General features: G+C 47.1%; 19 protein-coding genes and 1 pseudogene. 11 read left to right on the top strand and 9 right to left on the bottom strand.

Features of this window, described 5'->3' with window-relative positions:
• The first annotated feature begins 134 nt into the window (after positions 1-134).
• The 5 genes from NDA03_RS26445 to NDA03_RS26425 all read left to right on the top strand — a co-directional run bounded on the left by NDA03_RS26445 (position 135) and on the right by NDA03_RS26425 (position 3,082).
• Positions 135-398 carry a sulfiredoxin gene (locus NDA03_RS26445; RefSeq protein WP_190410890.1) on the top strand — a complete coding sequence of 88 codons (264 nt, stop codon included), beginning with the start codon at positions 135-137 and terminating at the stop codon, positions 396-398.
• Positions 399-547: 149 nt separating this feature from the next.
• On the top strand, positions 548-1,099 hold the full coding sequence (dps, locus tag NDA03_RS26440; RefSeq protein ID WP_190410458.1) for a DNA starvation/stationary phase protection protein Dps: 552 nt from the start codon (positions 548-550) through the stop codon (positions 1,097-1,099).
• Positions 1,100-1,244: 145 nt separating this feature from the next.
• Positions 1,245-1,859, top strand: a complete 615-nt coding sequence (gene grpE, locus NDA03_RS26435) for a nucleotide exchange factor GrpE (protein ID WP_348239652.1) — start codon at positions 1,245-1,247, stop codon at positions 1,857-1,859.
• Positions 1,860-1,990: 131 nt separating this feature from the next.
• Positions 1,991-2,533: a Dps family protein gene (locus NDA03_RS26430; protein ID WP_190410457.1), complete on the top strand. Its 543-nt coding sequence runs from the start codon at positions 1,991-1,993 to the stop codon at positions 2,531-2,533.
• 60 nt (positions 2,534-2,593) lie between these two features.
• Positions 2,594-3,082 carry a hypothetical protein gene (locus tag NDA03_RS26425; RefSeq protein WP_348239648.1) on the top strand — a complete coding sequence of 163 codons (489 nt, stop codon included), beginning with the start codon at positions 2,594-2,596 and terminating at the stop codon, positions 3,080-3,082.
• Positions 3,083-3,349: 267 nt separating this feature from the next.
• On the opposite strand, the gene NDA03_RS26420 is transcribed toward NDA03_RS26425, so the two are convergent.
• The 3 genes from NDA03_RS26420 to NDA03_RS26410 form a co-directional block, all read right to left on the bottom strand.
• Positions 3,350-4,126 (bottom strand): DUF1350 family protein, encoded by a 777-nt coding sequence (locus tag NDA03_RS26420; RefSeq protein ID WP_348239647.1) that lies wholly within the window; start codon positions 4,124-4,126, stop codon positions 3,350-3,352.
• A 182-nt stretch (positions 4,127-4,308) separates the two neighbouring features.
• Positions 4,309-4,830 (bottom strand): thermonuclease family protein, encoded by a 522-nt coding sequence (locus tag NDA03_RS26415; protein ID WP_348239646.1) that lies wholly within the window; start codon positions 4,828-4,830, stop codon positions 4,309-4,311.
• 258 nt (positions 4,831-5,088) lie between these two features.
• Positions 5,089-5,352 (bottom strand): hypothetical protein, encoded by a 264-nt coding sequence (locus NDA03_RS26410; RefSeq protein WP_190431685.1) that lies wholly within the window; start codon positions 5,350-5,352, stop codon positions 5,089-5,091.
• 284 nt (positions 5,353-5,636) lie between these two features.
• Here NDA03_RS26410 and NDA03_RS26405 point away from each other — a divergent pair, with 284 nt between their 5' ends.
• A complete protein-coding gene (locus NDA03_RS26405; RefSeq protein WP_190525274.1) occupies positions 5,637-7,364 on the top strand; it encodes a nucleoside transporter C-terminal domain-containing protein in 1,728 nt (575 codons plus the stop codon).
• A gap of 148 nt (positions 7,365-7,512) precedes the next feature.
• Positions 7,513-8,124, top strand: a complete 612-nt coding sequence (locus NDA03_RS26400) for a DUF3318 domain-containing protein (protein ID WP_348239645.1) — start codon at positions 7,513-7,515, stop codon at positions 8,122-8,124.
• 3 nt (positions 8,125-8,127) lie between these two features.
• Here NDA03_RS26400 and NDA03_RS26395 read toward each other — a convergent pair whose 3' ends face one another.
• The 4 genes and pseudogenes from NDA03_RS26395 to NDA03_RS26380 all read right to left on the bottom strand — a co-directional run bounded on the left by NDA03_RS26395 (position 8,128) and on the right by NDA03_RS26380 (position 11,515).
• Positions 8,128-9,888: a glycosyltransferase gene (locus NDA03_RS26395; RefSeq protein ID WP_348239644.1), complete on the bottom strand. Its 1,761-nt coding sequence runs from the start codon at positions 9,886-9,888 to the stop codon at positions 8,128-8,130.
• A 271-nt stretch (positions 9,889-10,159) separates the two neighbouring features.
• A pseudogene (locus tag NDA03_RS26390) lies at positions 10,160-10,339 on the bottom strand (hypothetical protein); the annotation flags it as partial.
• Positions 10,340-10,509: 170 nt separating this feature from the next.
• Positions 10,510-10,782, bottom strand: coding sequence for a hypothetical protein (locus NDA03_RS26385; protein ID WP_348239643.1), 273 nt, complete (start codon positions 10,780-10,782; stop codon positions 10,510-10,512).
• 121 nt (positions 10,783-10,903) lie between these two features.
• Positions 10,904-11,515, bottom strand: coding sequence for a hypothetical protein (locus NDA03_RS26380; RefSeq protein WP_190431697.1), 612 nt, complete (start codon positions 11,513-11,515; stop codon positions 10,904-10,906).
• A gap of 442 nt (positions 11,516-11,957) precedes the next feature.
• Between NDA03_RS26380 and NDA03_RS26375 the strand changes: the two genes are divergently transcribed.
• The 3 genes from NDA03_RS26375 to NDA03_RS26365 all read left to right on the top strand — a co-directional run bounded on the left by NDA03_RS26375 (position 11,958) and on the right by NDA03_RS26365 (position 14,261).
• Positions 11,958-12,554, top strand: coding sequence for a DUF1003 domain-containing protein (locus NDA03_RS26375; protein WP_190431700.1), 597 nt, complete (start codon positions 11,958-11,960; stop codon positions 12,552-12,554).
• Positions 12,555-12,786: 232 nt separating this feature from the next.
• The gene (locus NDA03_RS26370) at positions 12,787-13,515 is read left to right on the top strand and encodes a cadmium resistance transporter (RefSeq protein WP_190410445.1); all 729 of its coding nucleotides are present in this window, start codon (positions 12,787-12,789) and stop codon (positions 13,513-13,515) included.
• Positions 13,516-13,637: 122 nt separating this feature from the next.
• A complete protein-coding gene (locus NDA03_RS26365; protein WP_190410444.1) occupies positions 13,638-14,261 on the top strand; it encodes a hypothetical protein in 624 nt (207 codons plus the stop codon).
• A 247-nt stretch (positions 14,262-14,508) separates the two neighbouring features.
• Here NDA03_RS26365 and NDA03_RS26360 read toward each other — a convergent pair whose 3' ends face one another.
• The gene (locus tag NDA03_RS26360) at positions 14,509-15,792 is read right to left on the bottom strand and encodes a glycosyltransferase (protein ID WP_190410443.1); all 1,284 of its coding nucleotides are present in this window, start codon (positions 15,790-15,792) and stop codon (positions 14,509-14,511) included.
• Positions 15,793-16,441: 649 nt separating this feature from the next.
• Positions 16,442-17,311, bottom strand: a complete 870-nt coding sequence (locus tag NDA03_RS26355; protein ID WP_348239651.1) for a shikimate dehydrogenase — start codon at positions 17,309-17,311, stop codon at positions 16,442-16,444.
• A 201-nt stretch (positions 17,312-17,512) separates the two neighbouring features.
• On the opposite strand from NDA03_RS26355, the gene NDA03_RS26350 reads away from it, so the two are divergent.
• On the top strand, positions 17,513-20,119 hold the full coding sequence (locus NDA03_RS26350) for a CHASE2 domain-containing protein (protein WP_348239642.1): 2,607 nt from the start codon (positions 17,513-17,515) through the stop codon (positions 20,117-20,119).
• Positions 20,120-20,229 lie beyond the last annotated feature (110 nt).

Raw genomic sequence — 20,229 nt, 5'->3', positions numbered from 1 at the left:
TGATAGACGCCAGGACGAATAGATCGGGGATGAACGACAATCTTCAGCTTAATTTAAAGTATCCAGTTGTCAAGTCGAAGTCATTCCGAGTATGATTTAGAAAGAAACAACAGATGGAGACAGCTACTCGTCCTATGGTAAGGGTGCAAGAAATACCCCTGCAAAAGATTCATCGTCCTCTGCCGCGACAAACTGACCAAGCCAAAGTAGCGGCTTTGATGGAATCCATTCAAGAAATCGGTCAGCAAGAGCCCATCGACGTGCTGGAAGTAGATGGAGAATACTATGGTTTTTCCGGCTGTCATCGATTTGAAGCTTGTCAGCGCCTAGGTCAAGAAACAATTTCTTGCCGGATTCGCCGCGCACCGCGCTCTGTTCTGAGAATGCATTTAGCTTGAGTATTCAAAAACAAGCTTTCCAGCTCAAAATTCAGCCTGTACTGCGAATTAGTATCCTCGATCGCAGTTTATCTTGTCCTAAGCGTGCAAAGATAATCTACAAAAGTCTGTGCTTTTCTATACACTTCCATCTAAAAGGATCAAGGCATATGAGTAGTATCAATCATCATCAACGTCTCTACCCGACTAGCATTGACATCGCCGCAGAAACTCGCTCTAAGGTAATCGAGCTTCTGAACCAAACCGTAGCAACCACCCTTGACCTAAAAACTCAGGTAAAGCAGGCGCACTGGAATGTTAAAGGGATGGACTTCTACCAGTTACACCAACTTTTTGATGAGGTTGCTACTGAGTTGGAAGAATTCACCGATCTGTTTGCCGAAAGAGTCACCGCTCTAGGAGGGATGGCGATGGGAACGGCTCGGATGGCGGTAGCTGCCTCTATTTTGCCAGAGTATCCGATCGATATCATCGACGGCAAAGACCACATTATCGCTTTGGCGGAACGCTTTGCACCTTATGCCAAGTCGCTGCGCCAAAATATTGATGCTTCAGCCGATTTAGGCGATGCTGATACCGCAGACCTTTACACAGAAGTGTCTCGCGCGATCGATAAGCGGTTGTGGTTCTTAGAAGCGCATCTGCAAACTGGAACCCTAACCTCTGTTGGCACAAGACAAGCAGTTGCCAGTAAACATTAATTACTGACAGTAGGGGCGCACAGCGAGTTGTGTGCCCCTAGGAGCTTTCAATAATTAAAACGCACCTGCCGGGCGAACTGAAAAAGCAAACGTGGTAAACGAACCAGATTCTGTACAGCAATTTGCCCGCCAGTTGCAGCAACTCATGCAACTGGCGGGGATTTCTAGTTATAAAGCTTTGAGTCGGCAAGCTGGAGTTTCAGAACGACAAGTCAAGCGACTGCGACTGGGACAAGTTTCGCAGATGCGAGTAGAAACCCTGATCAAGCTCTCCCAAGCGTTGAAAGTGTCAGTAAGCGAGTTACTGACCACCTTTGGGGATAGGAAACCGCCAGCGCTGGGAGAGCAGATAAATCGGGAGCATGAGTTGGCGTCTTTACAGCAAGAGTATCAGCGGCTGCGATCGCTCTTAGAACAGCAGCGAGAAACTTTAATGCAGGAATTCCAGATGTCGAGTCTGCAAGTTTTAGAATCTTTTTTGTTGTATTGGCCTACCGCAGCCGCCAGAGCTTTAGAGAATCCCCAGATGGAAGCGGTGAAATTGCTGCCATTAGTCCGACCTGTGCAACAGATGCTTTCTCAATGGGGAGTGGAAGCGATCGCATCTGTCGGTGCAGAACTCCCTTACGATCCGCAGTTCCATCAACTCATTAAAGGAACTGCTCAACCTGGAGAAATTGTGAAAGTCAGTAATCTCGGCTACCGCCATGGAGAGAAACTGCTGCACCGCGTCAAAGTCAGTGCTATATCCAAAGCTTGAGCCTACCCATCTGACTACGTTCAAACCCACGCAATATCAAGCGCTCGACTAATCTCCCCTTTGGCTGATGAATCCCCTGTATAGATTTGTTGCACTAGTAAGAGTGATTATCGCTGGAGAACACAACAATTATGCGTCCTTTAAACATAGGTTTAACAGAAGAGCAGCGTCAAGGCGTGACGGATTTATTAAATAAAGATCTGTCGGATGCCTACCTGCTATTGATCAAAACCAAAAAGTACCACTGGGATGTGGTTGGCCCTCAGTTCCGCTCCCTGCACCAGCTATGGGAAGAACACTACACCGCGTTGACGGAAAGCATTGATGCGATCGCTGAGCGAGTTCGCGCCTTGGGTGGTTATCCCGTAGGAACTGCGGAAGGCTTCCTGAAGTACGCTTCTATTAAAGAAGATCCGGGTACTCTTCCCAACGCATTTCACATGGTAGAAAACCTCGTGTCAGATCACGAACTGGTTATCCGCAACCTGCGCGAACACATCGATCAGTGCGGTGATAACTTCCACGATCAAGGTACCGCTGATTTCCTCACCGGCTTGATGGAACAACATGAGCAAATGGCTTGGATGTTGCGTTCCTTCATCGAAGGTGAATCCATTCAGCCAGACGGCAGACTCTCAGCAGAAGGTTTGAAAGTTCCCGTCAACATGAAGTAATTCATTCGGAAAAGTAGACACTGAGGAGGTAGATTAAGTTCTACCTCCTCAAGTTTTTTTATGCAGCCACAACTGAGTCCTACTGAAGCAATTAAATTAGCTAAACAAGTAGCTAATTTGCTACCATCACCACCACGAATTTATCAGAATCAGAATGGGTGTGTTCAAGAATGGCCTGATTCCCCTGGTTCGGAAAATATTTTAACTTTACAGTATGTAGGCGGTGTTTGCATTCCAACTGAGTGCTACCCTAAGATAACGCTGCTCACTATTACCTTTGAAGGCGAAGCTGCTAAACAACAAAACGATTCGGTCACTCTAGTTCAAAAATTAAAGAATAGAATCTTTTCCCAAAAAAGCAATTCCTCCGTTCACTTACCTGTGGGAGGGGAAAACATAATATTTGTTTGTAAGTGGGACAGCCCGTATAAAAGAGGGGAACTTAAACACAGTTGGTGGTTTCATGTTGCTACAGACCACCAAGTTAAGTTTATTCTTGAGTCAGGAGATAATTTAATTTCCTACGATGATGGGCCGCCGCGTTGCTGAAGTAAACAATAAAATTAGTAGGACTTTCGCAGCTAGTTGATGCTCATCAAGAAAGAAAAGCACAATCTATTATTGTGCTTTGCTAATAGCAATCCTATTTGAGTGATGAGATGCCAGCAATGTCAGATACCCTAATTCTCTCTCGAAGCCGGGGATCTTGCCTTTAGGAATCCTTTAGGACTGCTATAACACGAGCTTTCTTTCTTGCCTTGTTCAGCCTACACGCAGCAGTTACACCATTACTGCTACTAAATATTCAAGTAATTGTTAAGTAGGAGAGAAAGGCTGTAACCAGCGGAGAATTTCTCTTTTCAACAAATTCAGCTCTTTGTATAAAATTTCTTGCTTTACCCATTGACCAACAGCATCAAACGGTGTGAAGTCCTTTCCCGCTTGCCAATTGACATCTTGACCAAGCGGTGTAATATGACTTCCTGGTAACATTTGCATTGCTACCATCCCCGAAAATCGCTTTTGCAAAACCTCAGTTAAGCCAGTTGATTGGTCAAGCGTATCGTTAGAAAATTTAATCAGTAAATTTCGCGGAATACTGTATTTATCAGCGATCAAATTGTTAGTTTCTACCGGCGAAGGTGTAAACTCGACATTAAAAGCTGGGCTGAAATTAAACTGCTGCACAAATGGGATGGCTTCGCTTGCGGTGTAGTTATTAAAGGAAATCAGGATATTCCCAGCACGTTCCACTGAAAAAAGACTACCAATGAGCAAATGCAGTTTGCAACCCATGCTGTGTCCAAGTCCGTAGATTGGGAGATATCGCCGCCGCAATAACGCTTTTGCCCGTAATTGTTCGATGGCGCTATCGAAGCTGAGGAGGACGTTGCCTGCGATCGCGCTATGATCCAGCGTATTCACAAACGGCGTCGCAATCACCGCATACCCTTGATTCCCCAGTTGTTCTAATAACCAGCGATAAGTGACGTGGGGTGCAGCCGCCACAAATGCGCCCCCAAGAAAATGCACAATTCCTACAGGATGTTGGGGAATTAACACCCAATTACCGGATATTTCTTTCCAGTCCATGAAGCGATATTCGCGTTGTTAATACTTCTTCATCTTAAAGCTTGCTTGCCGGAGGTGGGGAGCGATAAGCTGAACAGCTTCGCTTCGCTAACGCGCTGACAAAAAGAGAATGCGATCGCCTTTGTTTGCCCAGCGCTTTTTGCTAAGACCCAAAGTATATTCCTTGTCTTCGTTCCCGCTCACTAACCGCGACTACCCTGAGTGCGGCGGAAATCCCACGGCATCATCGGTTGAGCTTGTTTCCAAAAACCCAAACGTTGCTTTTTAGCTGCTGCCTGTGCTTGTAGATATTGGTTTTTGGTAGCAGCGCAATTGTTCAAATGTTGCGGGTAGACAACGGCTTGACCTTCTTTCACCATTTGAAGGTTTACCGACTGATTGCCTCGGTAAACTTCCGCCACAGTTCGCCCAGACTGGTCTGTATTCACCACCCTTAGCCGCACACTCTGACCAGGGACTAGAAGCTGCTTGAGGCGATTAGCCGATCGATCGCCCCACGGTTTCTGCTCTCTTTCAGGCGCATCAATACAAGCTAGCCGAATTCTCAACTGTTTGCTGCCTTGGTTTACCGTAACATCATCTCCATCTCTAGCACTTACTACTTGAAATGAGGCGTTTTGGGCTAAACTGTTGCCGCTCAAAGAGGCAAAGGCAATCGTTAACACAGCAGCAGGCAGGGTTTTTGCAAACATTGATAGATTCATGGCAGTTGTTGTGAACGCCTTGTAAAAGACGTAATTTCTAAATTTCCGATATGCGATCCGAAGGCTGCGCGGTAGCGCAATCGCTTTTTTGTTTACGGCTGACACAATCGTGCGATCAGCCTAGAGGCTTCGCTTCGCTAAGGCGCTCAACCAGAGAAAATGCGTGAAGCGTTCGCGTAGCGTTCTCGTTCCTCGAAGGGGTTCCCGAAGGGTAGAGTAGCTATCCCGTAGGGAGTCGCGCTTTACTTCTATAAAGCATCACTCGTCAATCGTTGGAGGCTCGCGCTTTAATAAATCAGAGGGAGGGCGATCGTTACTCCATGCCCACCAGACACTACCGCACTGGCACTGATAAAACTCCTGCCATTTTCGGCGATAATCTTCTGTCATCACGGGCGATCGCCGGTTGAGCCAAACCTGTTGCGCTTCCCTGGAGGAAGCCCGACAGTTAGGACAGCAAAACTCGCGGGCGTGAGTAGCAGATTCGATCCATTTGGGAGGAACTGAGTCAAAAGCTTCCATGTATTGAATTTGTGGGTAGTTAACTGCCCAAGAGCAGCATTCTTCAAGCTGGGACTGCTCTAGCTAAGTTGTTTCCTTGTGTTTAGGAATTCTTAAGTTTGAATAAGATACAGGCTTCTGTGCTTATTTTAAAGCTGTAGTAGTACTGAAGCGCCTCATTTTCAGGTATTGTCTTGGGTGTCCCGTGTCATCCTTCTCCAGGCGGGGATAAAGCCGAAAAACGCGCTGATTTGTAGGGGACGGCAAACTGGGAAGCACTCTCTCAAGAAATAAGGATTCAGCCCATGTCTCATCCTTTTTATCTCAACCTTATCTCCTTTTTCGGCCTTTTTGGTTTATGCGCGATCGCATGGCTCTTTTCCGAACACAAGCGAATCATCCCTTGGCGCGTGATTATCTGGGGCATCGGGTTGCAATTAGTCTTGGCTTTTTTGGTGTTCAAGTTTCCCCCCACGCGAATCGCACTGGAGCGGTTTACGACCTTACTAGACGCGGTGTTTGTCGCTGCTGACACTGGGGCGCGGTTTGTCTTTGGGAGAAATATTGTCCCCATCCCCGGTCAAGATCCACCAATCAATCTTGGCTATATTTTTGCTTTTCGCGCCTTACCAACAGTAATCTTTTTCTCCGGACTGATGGCGCTCCTCTACAACATCGGCGTCATTCAAGTTATCACCGAGCTATTTGCCAAATTATTTTATTGGACGATGCGCCTGAGCGGGGCGGAAGCGCTCAGCGGTGCCGCGAATATTTTTGTCGGGATTGAGGCGGCGATTGTCGTTAAGCCTTATCTGCCAAAAATGACCCGTTCGGAACTGTGCGCGATTCTAGCGTGTTGTTTTGGTACGGCTGCCTCTTCAACCCTAGCAATTTACGTCAGTTTCCTCAGACCTGTCTTTCCGAACATTCTGGGACACTTAGTATCGGCGTCGATTATGGCTATCCCCGCCTGTTTTGTGATCTCAAAAATTTTAGTGCCAGAAACAGGAACTCCTCTGACGCTGGGCGGCATTCCTAGCGAGAAAACAGCCAAGGAATTTGAGCAAAATGAGTTTGAGGAAGTCGAGAAGGAAGGGACGTACAAACAGGAAACCGTAGCTGGAGAACCCATCGAGCGAGTTAGCCCCTTAGATGCGGCGATTGTCGGCTCTTTAGATGGGGTGAAGATGGCAGTCGCGATCGCTGCTGTGCTGATCTTAATCTTGGGTCTAGTTTCTTTAGTGAATCAATTTTTTGGTTGGTTGGGCGGTTTACCCGGAGCAGTGGGTGACTTATTCAAAGTTGTCACTTTGGCAAATATTCAAGGAGTCTTGTTTTATCCCCTAACAATCTTAACCGGCGTCCCCTTTAGCGAATCTTGGACAGCGTCTGTAATTATTGGGCGACGACTCCTCGAAACCGCAATTCCTCCCTATCAAGCGTTAGCAGAAGCTGCCCAAGCGGGAACTGTAAGCGATCGCACGGTGTTAATCGTCAGTTATGCCCTCTCCGGATTTGCCCATCTGGCTTCGGTGGGCATTTTTGTCGGTGGCACCATTGCCCTCATTCCCTCACGGCGCAAAGATATCTCCGAACTCGGTTGGAAAGCGCTATTTGCTGGCACGCTGGCGACAATGATGATTGCCTGTCTAGCTGGCATATTTGACACTGGAGATCCCAGTATTTTGGGTGTACAGGGCGCTCCTGCTTCTATCACCGCTCCGGCTGCTAGCCCAACGGTGTCTCCTGCTCCCGGTGCCACGGTTTCCCCTGTACCAACGTCAACACCCGTTAACCCAGCGATAACGCCCTTACCGGCTACAACGATTTCACCCGAACCAACGTCAACACCTGTTAGCCCAGCCCTAGCGCCCTCACCCGCAACTCGGCTGCAAGCCCCCGCCACAAAACCTCCGGCGACACCCAGAGCGACAACAACACCCAAGGCGACGCCTAGAGCTACCACTCCGCCCACTCAGCAAGCTCCTAAACCCAAGCCTACGGCTTCAGCCGTTCCGTCTCCCTCCCCCTAAAACTGAGGATTGTGGATTTATTTCAACTTCCTGGGTAGGGGCATATCCCTACTTTTACCAATTATTTCATCCACATTCCTTAGAATAGTTTTCAGTGAGTAGAGGAGAGCGATCGCGTCTTTACCATAGTTGCCCCAAGTCATCCAAGATGAATCCAGAGCCTGAAATTCGCCGCTTATTAGATGTCATGCCTGCATCTGGTCGAATGCTGACAAAAGTGGTTAGCAAACCGGAGCAACCGCAGGTGATTAATAGCCCATTTCCGCTGCCTTGGGCACAAGATCGACCGATTTATATCAATTTTGATTTATGGCGTCGCTTGTCTCAGCCGCAGCGAGATTTGCTGATTTTACGCACAGTTGCTTGGCTGACTGGGATCAAGTGGTTTAAACCCGACCTTTATCAAGGTGTGGTGGCGGCTGGGGCAATTGGAGCAATCGTGCAGCTTGTCCAAGGAGATGCCGTAGGTGTTGTCGTGGCTAGCGGATTGAGCGGATTGGCAGCGACTCAGATTTGGCGAAATACTCGCAGTTCTCAGTCTGAACTGGATGCGGATGAAGCGGCAATTAAGGTAGCGATTCGGCGGGGCTACACGGAAGCTGAAGCTGCCCAGCAATTGTTATCCGCAATTGAAGCCGTCGGTAAAATCGAAGGTCGCTCTAGTTTAAATTTTACAGAGTTAATTCGCGCTCAAAATTTAAGAGCGATCGCGGGTTTGTCATCGCTGAGCGTTCCAGAAAGTGTCAAAAAAAGCAGTTAAGCTTTAGCGATCTCGACAGTAATAAAGTTTGGTTTCGTAGCCATCCACTGAAGGGAAATTGGCATTCGTAACACATTTATCTAACTCTATGGGTGCGTGGAAATTTATCAGAAAAACATCTAGAGGGCGCGGTAAATTCGCCAAAGTTTTTTGCAACGCCGCTGTTGAAGTTTGAGGATTTTGGTCTTGATGCGCTAGGAGAAATTGGATTTCCCTTGGCTGTACCGCTTGCTGTTTGAGTTCCCACGCGATTCCCATCATTTCCCCATTTTGTACATGGGTTTTGTGAGTTGTAGCAATTAGAATTGGCACCTGCCCAGATGAAGATGAGGAATCTTGCAACTTTATAATCGCTGGCACTAAGAGATCGGGACGATAGTATTTCTGATAACCCAAATTGCAGGCGACTGTTAGCCCACTCAAAAGTCCCATAAGCCAAATGAGCGCCACAGCTTTTTGACCAGATATTTTAATAAAAGGGTTTATTTTACCTTTGGCTTTTGAGCCGGGATCGATGCTGACTGGACTTGACTGTTTTAAAGTAGTTTCTTCAACCTTCACAGCGTTCCAGCAGACGGCAAGACTGGCTCCTACGATAACAATTACAGCGGGAAAATAGACGAAGTTATACCTTGCCCCGCGAGTTAAATCAATTCCGAGGATGTAGGTAAAAACAAAAAATAGCGCGATCGCACTCCAAATAAAACCCTCAAAGAGTTGGGTTGTCAAACCCGCCTCTTGCCGCTGAAATTTCAAACCTCGATAAAGGATGGGTAGCGCCCAAAGAAAGAAAACAATCATCACAGCCCCAGAAAGAATCACCCCGACTAAATCGGGTGACTCTACCGGAAGTAGGGCGATCATCGTAATCCAAGCCGCGATCGCTTGAAAGATTGGGCTAAGCCATGCCAAACCGACGCGATCGCCTTGAATCCATTCGGTTAGCTTGCCCCCATAACTGTTCTGCAAGAATACTGGCACCCACACTAATCCCCCCGCCAGCGTCCCAGCCGCAACCGCCAGCAATGGGATCGAGGACTTGACACTGGGAAATTTAAAATTCTTCTGAGTCCGTCTTTGTTGCCATAGAAGGACAATCAACGCCAGCGCTTGGGCACCTAAAGTTATAACGAAAAAATAATGACTGGAAATTCCTAATGTATTAATCCCTACCCAGAGTAGTACCAGCCAAATGGGCAGAGGTGCCTGACGTTGCAGGTGTCGTGCGGCAACCACCAGACAGGAAAGGGAAGCGATCGCCCACAAAATTGCCAAAGTGTAATGACGGGCTTCCTGCGCTAGAAAGATGCCGTAGGGCGAAACCGCCATCATTGCTGCTGCCAAGTGCCCTACCAACCGAGAACGAAACGCAAACCAGCCGAATGCGTACATTGCAGGGATAGAGGCGACGCCGAAAAGGGCAGCAAGCGATCGCGCCCCCCACAGCGAAACCAATCCCCCATCCGGCGGAAATAGTTTCAACCACAGGTGAGTTAGCACAAAGTAGAGAGGGGGATGGTTGCTTTCAGTGACTAAGTGATGAATGACATCGTTGATTCCGGCTGCTGGGTTTGCTTGCAAAGGTTGCAGAAGAGTATCGAGTGCGATCGCTTGGTCTAGGGGAACACCGCGAAAACTATTGCCCAGGCTGAAAACCAGCGTCGAAAATTCATCCGTCCAAGGCGACTTGCCAGCCAAATTCAGCAAGCGCAAGCCAGTCCCAACTCCTATCCACACTAAAAGTAGCAGCCAGTTATTAGTCATTAGTCAATGGTGAATGATACTTAGTTAAGCGCAATCGCTAACTATCATCCCTAGCTTAAATGGCACTCGCCTTAAGCCGTGTAAGATCCCATTGAACAAACGTTGCTAATCTGTTGACGTAGTACACAATCAGGTTGCTGCATGAGCGGATAAACTCGATTGGCGACGCTTTCTCGCTCTCAGGGGACTGCGTCCCGGACGCTCTTTGATCGCAGTCTAAATGCACAACAGCTTAGTAATCTGAAGAGACACTCGAAAAGGACATCCTCTCCTATCCGCTTGGCGAATCATTGCCGTAGCAAGACATTACTTCAAACATAGCACCGGCTATCAGTTGCACAGGAGCCGTAAAAACGTAGTAGATGATACCTGTACCCAAGAGTAAGACAGCCAAACTGAAGAGCATTACCCAGCGATCGGACGGTTCATAGGTATCTTCGTCAATATCACGAGCCTTTAATGCGTGAACTACCCACCACCAACCGCAAGCGGTATGGTGGCGCTTCCAACTTCGTGGGGGATTTACGGCGAATAAGTTAATTTCACTTTATGAGGATTGCCTCATAAAAACAAATAAACTTTCTTGTCAGATGAATAATTAGAAGTGATTGAATGCTGCCTTCAGCTATTAAAGCTTGATATCAGAGAATTCCAATCGAGGTTTTTCACCAGTTGGATCGCATCTTGGGGCAAATTCCCGATCTCACCCCACAACTGTCCGGGGGTAATGCCAAAAACGTACTGCAATCCCACCACCAGCACCAAAATCGTCAAAATCAACCCGAAACCAGCTTTTAAGATTCTAATCAGCAGCGTAACCAGCAAGAAGGACACGGCGATCGCTGCAACTACTAATACAATCTGCGAATCTACTGACCCAATTAAAGAATCCATAATCCAAAATGCTAATGAGTGAGTAACAATAACTTTCCATTCTTTTGTACGGTGAGTTGACTCAATGAGCTTGCAAGCCAATTTGTTAAATCATTGCGTCAACCCACTTGTACGCATCCCATTAATCGTCAATTTCTACGGCTGTGAACGTACTAGGAATGCGAGATTCAATAAATTCCTGCGATACGTTAGGAACTGCCAGCTTATTCTCTTGGGAAGACTTGAGTGGTGGAACGTTAAACTCAAGCGCAGAGGTATCAGGATTTCGGCGGGCGATTAAACGGGTACCATCCAGAATTGTATAAGTGGCAGGTGTTGACTCAATGCCTGCAACGTTAATACCACTCGGTAAATAAATTCCCTGGCAATCCCAGCCTTCAGGAGTTGTCTCACCGTCTGCTAGAAAGTAGAGATTGTTATCGCCAGTCTTCGATTCCTCAGAGGCGGGACCAAAGATGCCGATGGTGTTCCCGGTTTCGTTCCTGCATTGTCCCCAGGTGACACCCGACTCGATTGCGGCTTTTTGCAAGGTCAACTCGTCAATTCGCTGTTGCACTTCTGGAGGGATATCCTGGCTTTCCTGGAGTGCTGATAAACCGTTCAGCGTTTTTGTCACCTGAATATAGTCAGGATTTTTGGATACTTTGGGTCGATCTGCCAGAGAGGGTTGGGCGATCGCTAGGTTCACCACAAATATCACTAGGGCGAGCGCAATTTTGAAAAGATTCTTCATGTTTTTCTCTTGTGACAACCAGAAAGGCTTTCTCAATGTTCTTGTGTCTTTTGTCCAGACTGGCTATCCAGACTGGCGATCCGGTTTGGCAAGAATCTATTGCAGAAGCATAAATTCATCCTACGTAATCACAATTTATAAAAGCAAACACTCTTTTTTGTTGAATCGATAAACTCAATTGATTGAGCAACTGGCATTACTGAAATTACCCGCAATTTGCACCAACGCTGTTCTGGGTAACAACCAGGGTTGGAAAAGTCGAATTCATAACGCTTAGCCTAAGTCAATCACTTCAATTTATTAATTCAACAAGAAAGAGTATTTGCTCTTATACTTTAAGCGCCATACAGTGAAACTATAGCAAGTGCAGCACAAATACAAAAAACCCCTAAGCGCACTCATCAAAGCATTAAACGAATTTGAAGTTGCAAGAGGTAACAGCATGAACTCCACTCAATCCAGTCAACCCGGTATCAACGAATCGCAACAAGCCCCTGTCGTTCTGAAACAACCACAATTTTCAAAGATTCAACCACCTATGAAGAAGCCCTTAACGTTTGGGCAAAAGGTGGCAGACAAAATGGCAACTAAAGTAGGTTCTTGGGCGTTTCTGATTGGACAATCAACCGTTCTTGCTGGATGGGTAGGTTGCAACCTGATACCGGGACTGCCTCACTGGGATGAGTCTCCCTTCATGATGTTGAACCTGGTGTTCTCCTTTGCCTCTGCTTATACCGCTCCCGTCGTCTTGATGAGCCAGAACCGCCAATCAGAAGAAGATCGGGAAAGTGCGAATCACAACTACCAGATCACGTTACAAGCCGCTCAAAACCTCGAACTGATCCACGAAAAGCTGGATGCTGACTATGCCAAGAAACTAGACGAGCTAACTGTATTAATCAAGCAACAACACCAAGCAGCGAGCGAAGTCAAGGTTGTGTTCGTACCGGCTCAAGACTTGAATGAGTTGGAGCATCACTCCAACAAGATTGCAACGGTGGCTGTTCTCAATAGCCACTCCAGAAAACAGGCTTCCTAAACATTTTCAATAATTTAGCTCGAACTAACGGTCAACGACTAGCTAGAAATGCTAAAAATGATGCCTTTACGATTCTCGTGGCTTATTTATTAATCCTTTCGTCATCCGTAGGTTTTGAGCTTCGTTGTGAGACGTATTCTCTTCAAAGCATCTCTCACAATTCCAACAGGATTGCTACAGCGTCGCCCAAAAGTTCGGATAGACACAATAGAATTTGGAGCATGAACTGAACATGAACGGACTTTTCGCGGCAATTTCAACCGGCTTTACCGCCTTCACAGCAACTAACCTGGATGACATTTTGATTCTGATGCTGTTCTTTTCCCAGGTTAATACCCTCTTTCGCAAACGCCACATCATTGCCGGACAGTATCTTGGCTTTGCCGCCCTCGTTCTCGCCAGCCTTCCCAGTTTCTTTGGCAGTTTGTTGTTGCCGCGTCCCTGTATTGGAATGTTAGGATTGGTTCCGATTGCGATCGGCATCAGCCGCTTAGTGAATTCTAATACAGAAGATGATGCTGACTCAGACGAAACGCCAGCTCAACCAGCCTGGTTTAGCAGTTTCATCTCACCCCAGGCGTATAGCGTAGCAGCGGTAACTTTTGCGAATGGCGGCGATAACATTGGAATCTATATGCCGCTGTTTGCAAGCTGCACCTGGGAAAATCTAGCCACCATTCTGGGAGTGTTTTTCTCGCTGGTGGGTGTGTGGTGTCTTGCCGCTTACAAGTTAACCCAAATTCCGGCGATCGCAGATAATTTGACTCGTTACGGCAACCATCTAGTCCCTTTTGTTCTGATTAGCTTAGGGATGTTAATTCTATTTGATAGCGGCACTTTAGAAAATCCAGGATTGGCAGTACTGACGCTCGTAATTAGTGGTCTTTACCTGTTAAAACTAGGAACCACAATTAATCAAACGCTACAAGCCCAAGCACCAGTTTTGAAAGTTCTGAAGTAGACAAACGGTGTGTGGTTTTAAACTGATATTTCTTTCTTGCACACCTGACTTAAGATAGTTTCCAACTTTTGAATCACATTTTTAGTTGGAATGTTCAGTTATCTCAAAGTAAGGAGAATTCCATGAAATTTATCAAAATTGCTCTCGTCGCGCTCGTGCTTCTGGTCAACCTCATGATTGCTCCTCCCTCATGGGCAGGTAAAGACTTCACGAAAGGAACGGATTACGCGGAAGTAACGCAAGCCATCAATCAATTACTACAAGCCAAGGATAATCCAGATCAAGCGGGTTACACGCCCGAAATCTATCAGCAAACGCTCAGCCAGTTGCAACAGCAGAAGTACGTGATGGAAACGGCTCGAAAGCGGGCACAGTGCCATAACGAAACCCCTGGCACAGTGGCTGTCTATGCCAACAAACCGAAGAAGTCTCCGACACAACTCTATTACCTGGCTGCGGGTGAGGAAACGGATGATGATTGGGATTGCGATGGATATTATCTACCTGCGGGAACTCAAGTGGTTCTCGGTCCCAATGCTCAAGCACAAGCGTTGACTGAACCCGTTGCAGTCAAGTTTGTGGACGGAACTCAATCAATTGTGAGAACAAATCGTGCAACGGGTGCAATTGAATTGAATCTGACTCCTGCTCATGTGTTCAAAACGGGTGAAACAAATTGGACGATTCCTAACTTGTCTCAGGCAGATGTCAATGCTCAAACTCCCAGTCCACAAATTATTGATTAATTCTCATCGGAGTTTGAGTGTTATCCAGAACGAGAAGTAACCCTACAACTCTCGGTTATGAGTGTACTTGTTTGACTGGATGCTAGAGGCTTTTCCTACAGTCAGGGAAAGTTTAGTAGGGGAGAAATAGAAAAAAGGCGATCGCGTTAAGGGCGATCGCCTTTTTTCTTTGGGTTAAGAGTTATGGGTCAAGAGCCATTGATAGACTCACGACGAATAACTCAGGACTAATGATTAAAGACTCAGATTACTTAGTTTCCGTCACCCGCCAGCTGAGTTTTAGATTGATCCAGAAATTCCACAAAGTCACCGCAGCGATCGCAATTAGCTTCGCAACGTATTGATTCACACCCAGGACATTGAACAGCAAATTCAGGATCAAAAGGTTTAATACCAGCCCACTCAGACAGACCAGATTAAATTTCAACAGCCGCTTGAACCGCTTGTTCCATCCCTGTTGGCGACTGGAAATGTCAGCAAAAGTCCAGCTGTCATTCCACAAGAAATTATTGATAATTGCCAGCTCCGAAGCCAAAGCTGCACTGGTCGTCAGTCCCAATCCCACTTGGGTACGCAGCAAATAAAACACTGCCATATCTACAAATACGCCGCTGAAACCGACTGCACCAAATCGGAGAAATCGACCAATGGGCCAGCGGGAAAGGCGTAACCTCAGTAGATGCCGCAGATAATCTACATATTGCTTCGCACTGACCTTACTTTCCCCCGCTTGGCGTTCTTGAAACACGTAGCCTGCTTCAGCAATCCAACGGATATCGCCCCGACCCAGCACCTCAATTAAAATTTTGTAACCCACCGGACTCAGTGTTTTGCCCACCAAGCACTCGCGGCGTACCAAAAAGTAACCACTCATCGGATCGGAGACACGACCCACTACTCCAGGCAGCAGTATTAACCCCAGCATCTGGGCACCGCGAGATAAAAATCTACGTATAATACTCCAGTCGCTGACGCCGCCACCTTCCACATGGCGACTAGCCGCCGCCAAATCTGCGCCCCGATCCATTTTCGCTAACAGCTGCAATAACAACTCTGGTGGATGCTGGAGATCGGCATCAATTACACCTAATATCTCTCCCCGTGCTGCCTGCCAGCCGCGAATTACCGCTGTCGAAAGTCCCCGTTCTTCAACCCGCCGCATCACTCGCAGATGCGGATACTCCAACATCAGAACCTGAGCGATTTCCCAAGTTCCGTCGGGGCTATTATCATCGACCACAATCAGTTCATAGTCATTCGGGATAGCTCCATCCAACAGCTGAGTCAGTAATCGGACAATCTCCCGGATGTTGTCCCCTTCGTTATAGGTAGGAACCACTAAAGAAAAACGGAGTGGGCGCGTCTGCGCGTACCCGCGCTCGTCCCCTAGTGTCTGAGATGTCTTAGAGCCTGTTAAAGTTGTGGGAAGAGCTAATTCAGAGATTTGCAATGATTCTGATGGAACCCGCAACAGGGGTGGCAATCCAGGAAGCGTGGGATTGTTTTTAATATCTTTGCGGCTTTCCACCATATATCTTTATTCCTCTTTAAAGTCAATAAAATCAAATACTTGCAGCTAAACTTAGAGCCTGAGCGATGTTCTCAAATTCAGCCTGTCCAGACTTCAGAGAAATCTGACCCTCTAATCTTGAGATCCGTAAAAATATCCGTAAAAATTAGCGGCTCCTGTCAGGTACGCAAACTTACGGTTTTAGGGCTGCTCTATACTACGCAACAAGTACTTAATACCACATCCGTACGGCAGTATCTTTACTTAATCTTTAAATTAGTAAGTAGATTTACAGGTCAACCTGTAAAGATTGAGTGAAATGATATCTAAGCTACTGCAAATGTTACAAGATTGATGTAAAAGAGCAAATCAATTTTCTTCAGTAAGACTCCCAAGAGATTACCTTTTTACCTAGAAAAGAGATTTTAATAAATTGTAATATATAAGTCAGTAAAAATTCGCATAAAAAAGTCTGCTGACACAATAACTTGATTTGAATATCCGTAAATTTGCTCAGAATTGCATCTTTTCTCAAGTTACACTAATGTGCAATTTTTTCTTAGCTCCTTTTTTTCAGGAGGGTAGAAAATCGAAATGTCAAGGAAATTCTGACAAGATCCTCCAGTCCCCGCTCCATTAGGGAAGAAAGCCCAAAAATTGCACGCTGGGTTTAATTTTTGATCTTTAATGGTTTTTGTAGAGATTGGCGCATCACGTCCACTGGCGGCTCGCGGTTTAACCAGATTTTCAGGGCGGCGGCTCCTTGTTGGACGAGCATTTCCAGTCCATCAACGATAATTGCGCCTTGTCTTTGTGCTTGTTCCAAGAATCGGGTAGGGTTGGGCTTGTAAATCAGATCGTAAGCGATCGCGCCTTCTGGCAAATTGGCGATCGCTTCTGCATCTAAGGGAGACTCGTCAACCTTTGGGTACATCCCAACAGGTGTTGTATTGACTAACAAAGATGCTTGAGAAATCAGATTCGGGAGTTCTTCCCAAGAATGAATTCTAATTTCTACTGGTAAGGATGAATTGCGCCAGCTATTTTGAAAAGCGGTTAAATTCTCTCGGTTTCGCCCAACAACATGGATTTGGGCACAACCTAGTTTTTTACAACCGGCAACCACCGCCCGCGTCGCACCACCATTGCCTAAAATGACCGCTACACTTTGGCTCCAATCGCCCTGGTCAGCTTCCAGAGGGGCGAGGAAGCCTTCAACATCCGTATTCGTGCCAACCCATCCCTTATCCGTCTTCGTAACGGTGTTGACGGCTCCTATCCCTTGGGCAATGTCGGATACTTCTGATAGCAGGGGGATAATTGCCTGTTTGTGGGGAATGGTAACGCTAAAGCCCACAAAATTATCCATTGCTGCAAAACCGGCGATCGCTTTCTCTAAATCTTCCGGCGCGACCGACAAAGGTACATAAACGCAATCTAATCCTAAATGAGCGATCGCCGCATTGTGCATCACCGGCGATAGGGAATGCCCGATGGGATGACCAATCACCCCTAAAAGTTTGGTTGTACCTTGAATCATCTGCATTTGGAAAAGTTGGTAACAAGCATCGCTTCTTACTACCATACGGCTATCGGAAATCTTGTTGACAAGCAATTAAGAACGACTTGTCACGGGGATGAGAAAAATCATTAACGAGCGACAACTGACAACAGATAAATAACCAAGCTCAGCAAAACTGAGTTGTATGCCAAAATCAGGATTGATGCATACTGAGCGACCATGCTGGGAACACAACTGGGAGGGCGCTATAAAGTTGTCAAAGTCCTAGGAGCTGGAGGATTTAGTCAAACTTACATTGCCGAGGATACGCAGCGACCGAGAAACCCTAAGTGTGTTGTAAAGCACCTCAAACCTGCTCGTCAAGATCCTGCTTTTTTGCAGGTGGCTCGACGGATGTTCAAAACCGAGGCAAAAACGCTTGAAAAACTGGGCCACCACCAACAAATCCCTCATCTGCTAGCTTACTTTGAACAAGACCAACAATTTTACCTGGTGCAGGAGTTCATTGAAGGTTCGCCGCTGAGCGATGAATTGCACCAAGGTACGCGACTGAGCGAATCTGAAATTATTCAGTTCTTGCAGGATGTACTGGGCATCCTGGAGTTTGTTCATGCTTATCAAGTCATCCACCGCGACATCAAGCCGAGCAATTTGATCCGGCGGCGACAGGACGGCAAATTAGTTTTAATTGACTTTGGCGCGGTCAAGGAAATCCGCACCCAGTTGACGAGTGGAACCGATCAGACCAGCATTACAGTCGGAATTGGCACTCAAGGTTATGTGCCGAGCGAACAACTAGCGGGTAAGCCAAAATACAGCAGCGATATCTATGCCTTGGGGATCACTGCCATCCAACTGCTGACTGGGTTAAGACCGAACCAGCTACCAGAAGATCCTGAAACCTCTGAGATTATTTGGCGGGATAAAGTAAAGGTCAGCGATCGCCTAGCAGCAATTTTAGACAAGATGGTACGATACCACTTCCGCGATCGCTACCAGTCCGCTACAGAAGTCGGCCAAGCGATCGCTTCATTGACAGAGGTATCGTTATCTGAAAATACGCCCGTTGCAGAAAAATTTGTTCCAGAAAATATTGCTGACAAAAGCGGGGAAAAAATTAGCGATCGCGCGGGTGTCCTTGAGAAAAAGGCATCGCCGATCCGTTTAGCGATCGCCAGTATCCTTGCTACCGGCTTGCTGCTGGGTGTACGACAATTGGGAGGTTTGCAGTCCTTGGAACTGGCAACCTTCGATCAGATGGTGCGGTTACGGTTTGCGACACGGGTATTGGGAGACTTAGATCGTTCATCCCCAATGGAAGGGCCAGATCCTCGCCTTTTAGTCGTCGAAATCACCGAAGCAGATATTAAAGCTCAAAACAGATATCCGCTATCCGACCGGACTCTGCATCAGCTGTTAGCGCAACTAGAACGGCATCAACCACGAGTCATCGGTTTGGATATCTATCGCGACATCCCGATGGAACCTGGTCATGCAGAATTATCTAAGCAATTACAAAAGAGCGATCGCATCATTACCGTCTGCAAAATCAGCGATATCGATAATCCTGGAGTTGCACCGCCAAAAATTGTCCCGGAAGACCGCCTTAGCTTTGACGATTTGGTGATCGATCCCGATAACGCCGTTCGCCGCAGTCTCTTGTTTGCGACTTCCGATGTCGGTGCCTGTAAGACCCCCTACTCCCTCGGTGCGCGTCTGGCACTGCGCTACCTGGAACAACTGGGAATCGAGGCACAACCGCACCCAAAAAATTATCTCCAGCTCAATTCAATTGTCTTCAAACCCCTAGAAGCCAATTTTGGAGGATACCAGCAGGCAGATTCAGGCGGCTACCAGATCCTGCTCGATTATCGCTCCGCTCATAATATCGCCCAGCAGGTAACGCTCACTGAAGTTTTGAAAGGTCAGATTAACCCCGATTGGGTGAAAGATCGCATTGTTCTGATCGGTGTCACCTCACCCACAGTTGATAACGTTTTTTATACTCCCTACGGGGGCAGTCGTAAGATGTTTGGGGTAAGGGTGCAAGCACAGACCGTCAGCCAAATCCTCAGCGTTGTTCTAGACAAGCGACCTTTGTTTTGGTCTTGGTCGGAATGGGTTGAGGTGCTATGGATTGTGGGATGGGCAGCCGTTGGCGGCATTTTAGTTTGGCGAATCCGTCATCCCCTGCGATTGATTGTGGTTGGAACTGCAACGCTGGGCATTTTGTTCGTTACCGGCTTCTATTTCTTTATGCAGGCAGGTTGGGTACCTGTCGCAGCACCAGCGCTGGGTTTGCTAGGTAGCGGCGGCTCCACGATCGTCTGTCGGCTGGCTCCAAAAAGAAGAAAACAAGAGCAACCTAAAACTCCCCAAGAGACGCTTTCAGCACCGATAGATAACTGCCCCCCAGAGGAGTCAATCCCAGCAGATACGCTATTCACTCAGGAAGTCAACTTCCACTCAGGTTCTACACAAACAACGATGGGTGGCAACTTAGAACCTAATCAGTGCCACTCTTTCTCTCTTTCCGCCACTGAGGGGCAGCTATTGACAGTGGCAGCGGTAGAAGGCAACGTCAATATCACCGTAATCGATCCGGAAGGGCAAACGGTCGGGACGATTACCGATGGCGCACAGTGGCAAGCATTGCTGCCTTCTGATGGGAATTACAAAATTGAAGTATACGCGCCTGATGCATCTGTTTATACCGTCAGTTTTGATGTGGGAAATGACGATGCAACGGAAAGTTTAAAAACCACAATTCTGACAACTTCACACCCGAATAGCGATAATGGTTCGGCGGAGACAACAATAGATTAGACCTCCTGCATGAATGGTCAAGTAGTGTGCCAGTTCATAATCGAGATTGCACAATAAGGGAGTAGATCAGCATCAAGACACTGGGGAGTTGGTATGCCGTATACGGAGCT

Origin of the sequence: Trichocoleus sp. Lan (genome assembly GCF_039961855.1) — a bacterium.
Classification (GTDB): Bacteria; Cyanobacteriota; Cyanobacteriia; order Cyanobacteriales; family FACHB-T130; genus FACHB-T130.
Note: the sequence above shows the minus strand (reverse complement) of the source record. Positions and strands in the feature narration are given on the sequence as shown.

Excerpts from the sequence above, each read along its gene's own strand:
- NDA03_RS26380 (WP_190431697.1), bottom strand. The coding sequence starts at position 11,515 with ATGAAGAATCTTTTCAAAATTGCGCTCGCCCTAGTGATATTTGTGGTG.
- NDA03_RS26370 (WP_190410445.1), top strand. The coding sequence starts at position 12,787 with ATGAACGGACTTTTCGCGGCAATTTCAACCGGCTTTACCGCCTTCACA.
- NDA03_RS26445 (WP_190410890.1), top strand. The coding sequence starts at position 135 with ATGGTAAGGGTGCAAGAAATACCCCTGCAAAAGATTCATCGTCCTCTG.
- NDA03_RS26430 (WP_190410457.1), top strand. The coding sequence starts at position 1,991 with ATGCGTCCTTTAAACATAGGTTTAACAGAAGAGCAGCGTCAAGGCGTG.
- NDA03_RS26400 (WP_348239645.1), top strand. The coding sequence starts at position 7,513 with ATGAATCCAGAGCCTGAAATTCGCCGCTTATTAGATGTCATGCCTGCA.
- NDA03_RS26375 (WP_190431700.1), top strand. The coding sequence starts at position 11,958 with ATGAACTCCACTCAATCCAGTCAACCCGGTATCAACGAATCGCAACAA.
- NDA03_RS26355 (WP_348239651.1), bottom strand. The coding sequence starts at position 17,311 with ATGATTCAAGGTACAACCAAACTTTTAGGGGTGATTGGTCATCCCATC.
- NDA03_RS26410 (WP_190431685.1), bottom strand. The coding sequence starts at position 5,352 with ATGGAAGCTTTTGACTCAGTTCCTCCCAAATGGATCGAATCTGCTACT.
- dps (WP_190410458.1), top strand. The coding sequence starts at position 548 with ATGAGTAGTATCAATCATCATCAACGTCTCTACCCGACTAGCATTGAC.
- NDA03_RS26385 (WP_348239643.1), bottom strand. The coding sequence starts at position 10,782 with ATGGATTCTTTAATTGGGTCAGTAGATTCGCAGATTGTATTAGTAGTT.
- NDA03_RS26405 (WP_190525274.1), top strand. The coding sequence starts at position 5,637 with ATGTCTCATCCTTTTTATCTCAACCTTATCTCCTTTTTCGGCCTTTTT.
- NDA03_RS26395 (WP_348239644.1), bottom strand. The coding sequence starts at position 9,888 with ATGACTAATAACTGGCTGCTACTTTTAGTGTGGATAGGAGTTGGGACT.
- NDA03_RS26350 (WP_348239642.1), top strand. The coding sequence starts at position 17,513 with ATGCTGGGAACACAACTGGGAGGGCGCTATAAAGTTGTCAAAGTCCTA.
- grpE (WP_348239652.1), top strand. The coding sequence starts at position 1,245 with ATGCAACTGGCGGGGATTTCTAGTTATAAAGCTTTGAGTCGGCAAGCT.
- NDA03_RS26420 (WP_348239647.1), bottom strand. The coding sequence starts at position 4,126 with ATGGACTGGAAAGAAATATCCGGTAATTGGGTGTTAATTCCCCAACAT.
- NDA03_RS26360 (WP_190410443.1), bottom strand. The coding sequence starts at position 15,792 with ATGGTGGAAAGCCGCAAAGATATTAAAAACAATCCCACGCTTCCTGGA.
- NDA03_RS26365 (WP_190410444.1), top strand. The coding sequence starts at position 13,638 with ATGAAATTTATCAAAATTGCTCTCGTCGCGCTCGTGCTTCTGGTCAAC.
- NDA03_RS26415 (WP_348239646.1), bottom strand. The coding sequence starts at position 4,830 with ATGAATCTATCAATGTTTGCAAAAACCCTGCCTGCTGCTGTGTTAACG.
- NDA03_RS26425 (WP_348239648.1), top strand. The coding sequence starts at position 2,594 with ATGCAGCCACAACTGAGTCCTACTGAAGCAATTAAATTAGCTAAACAA.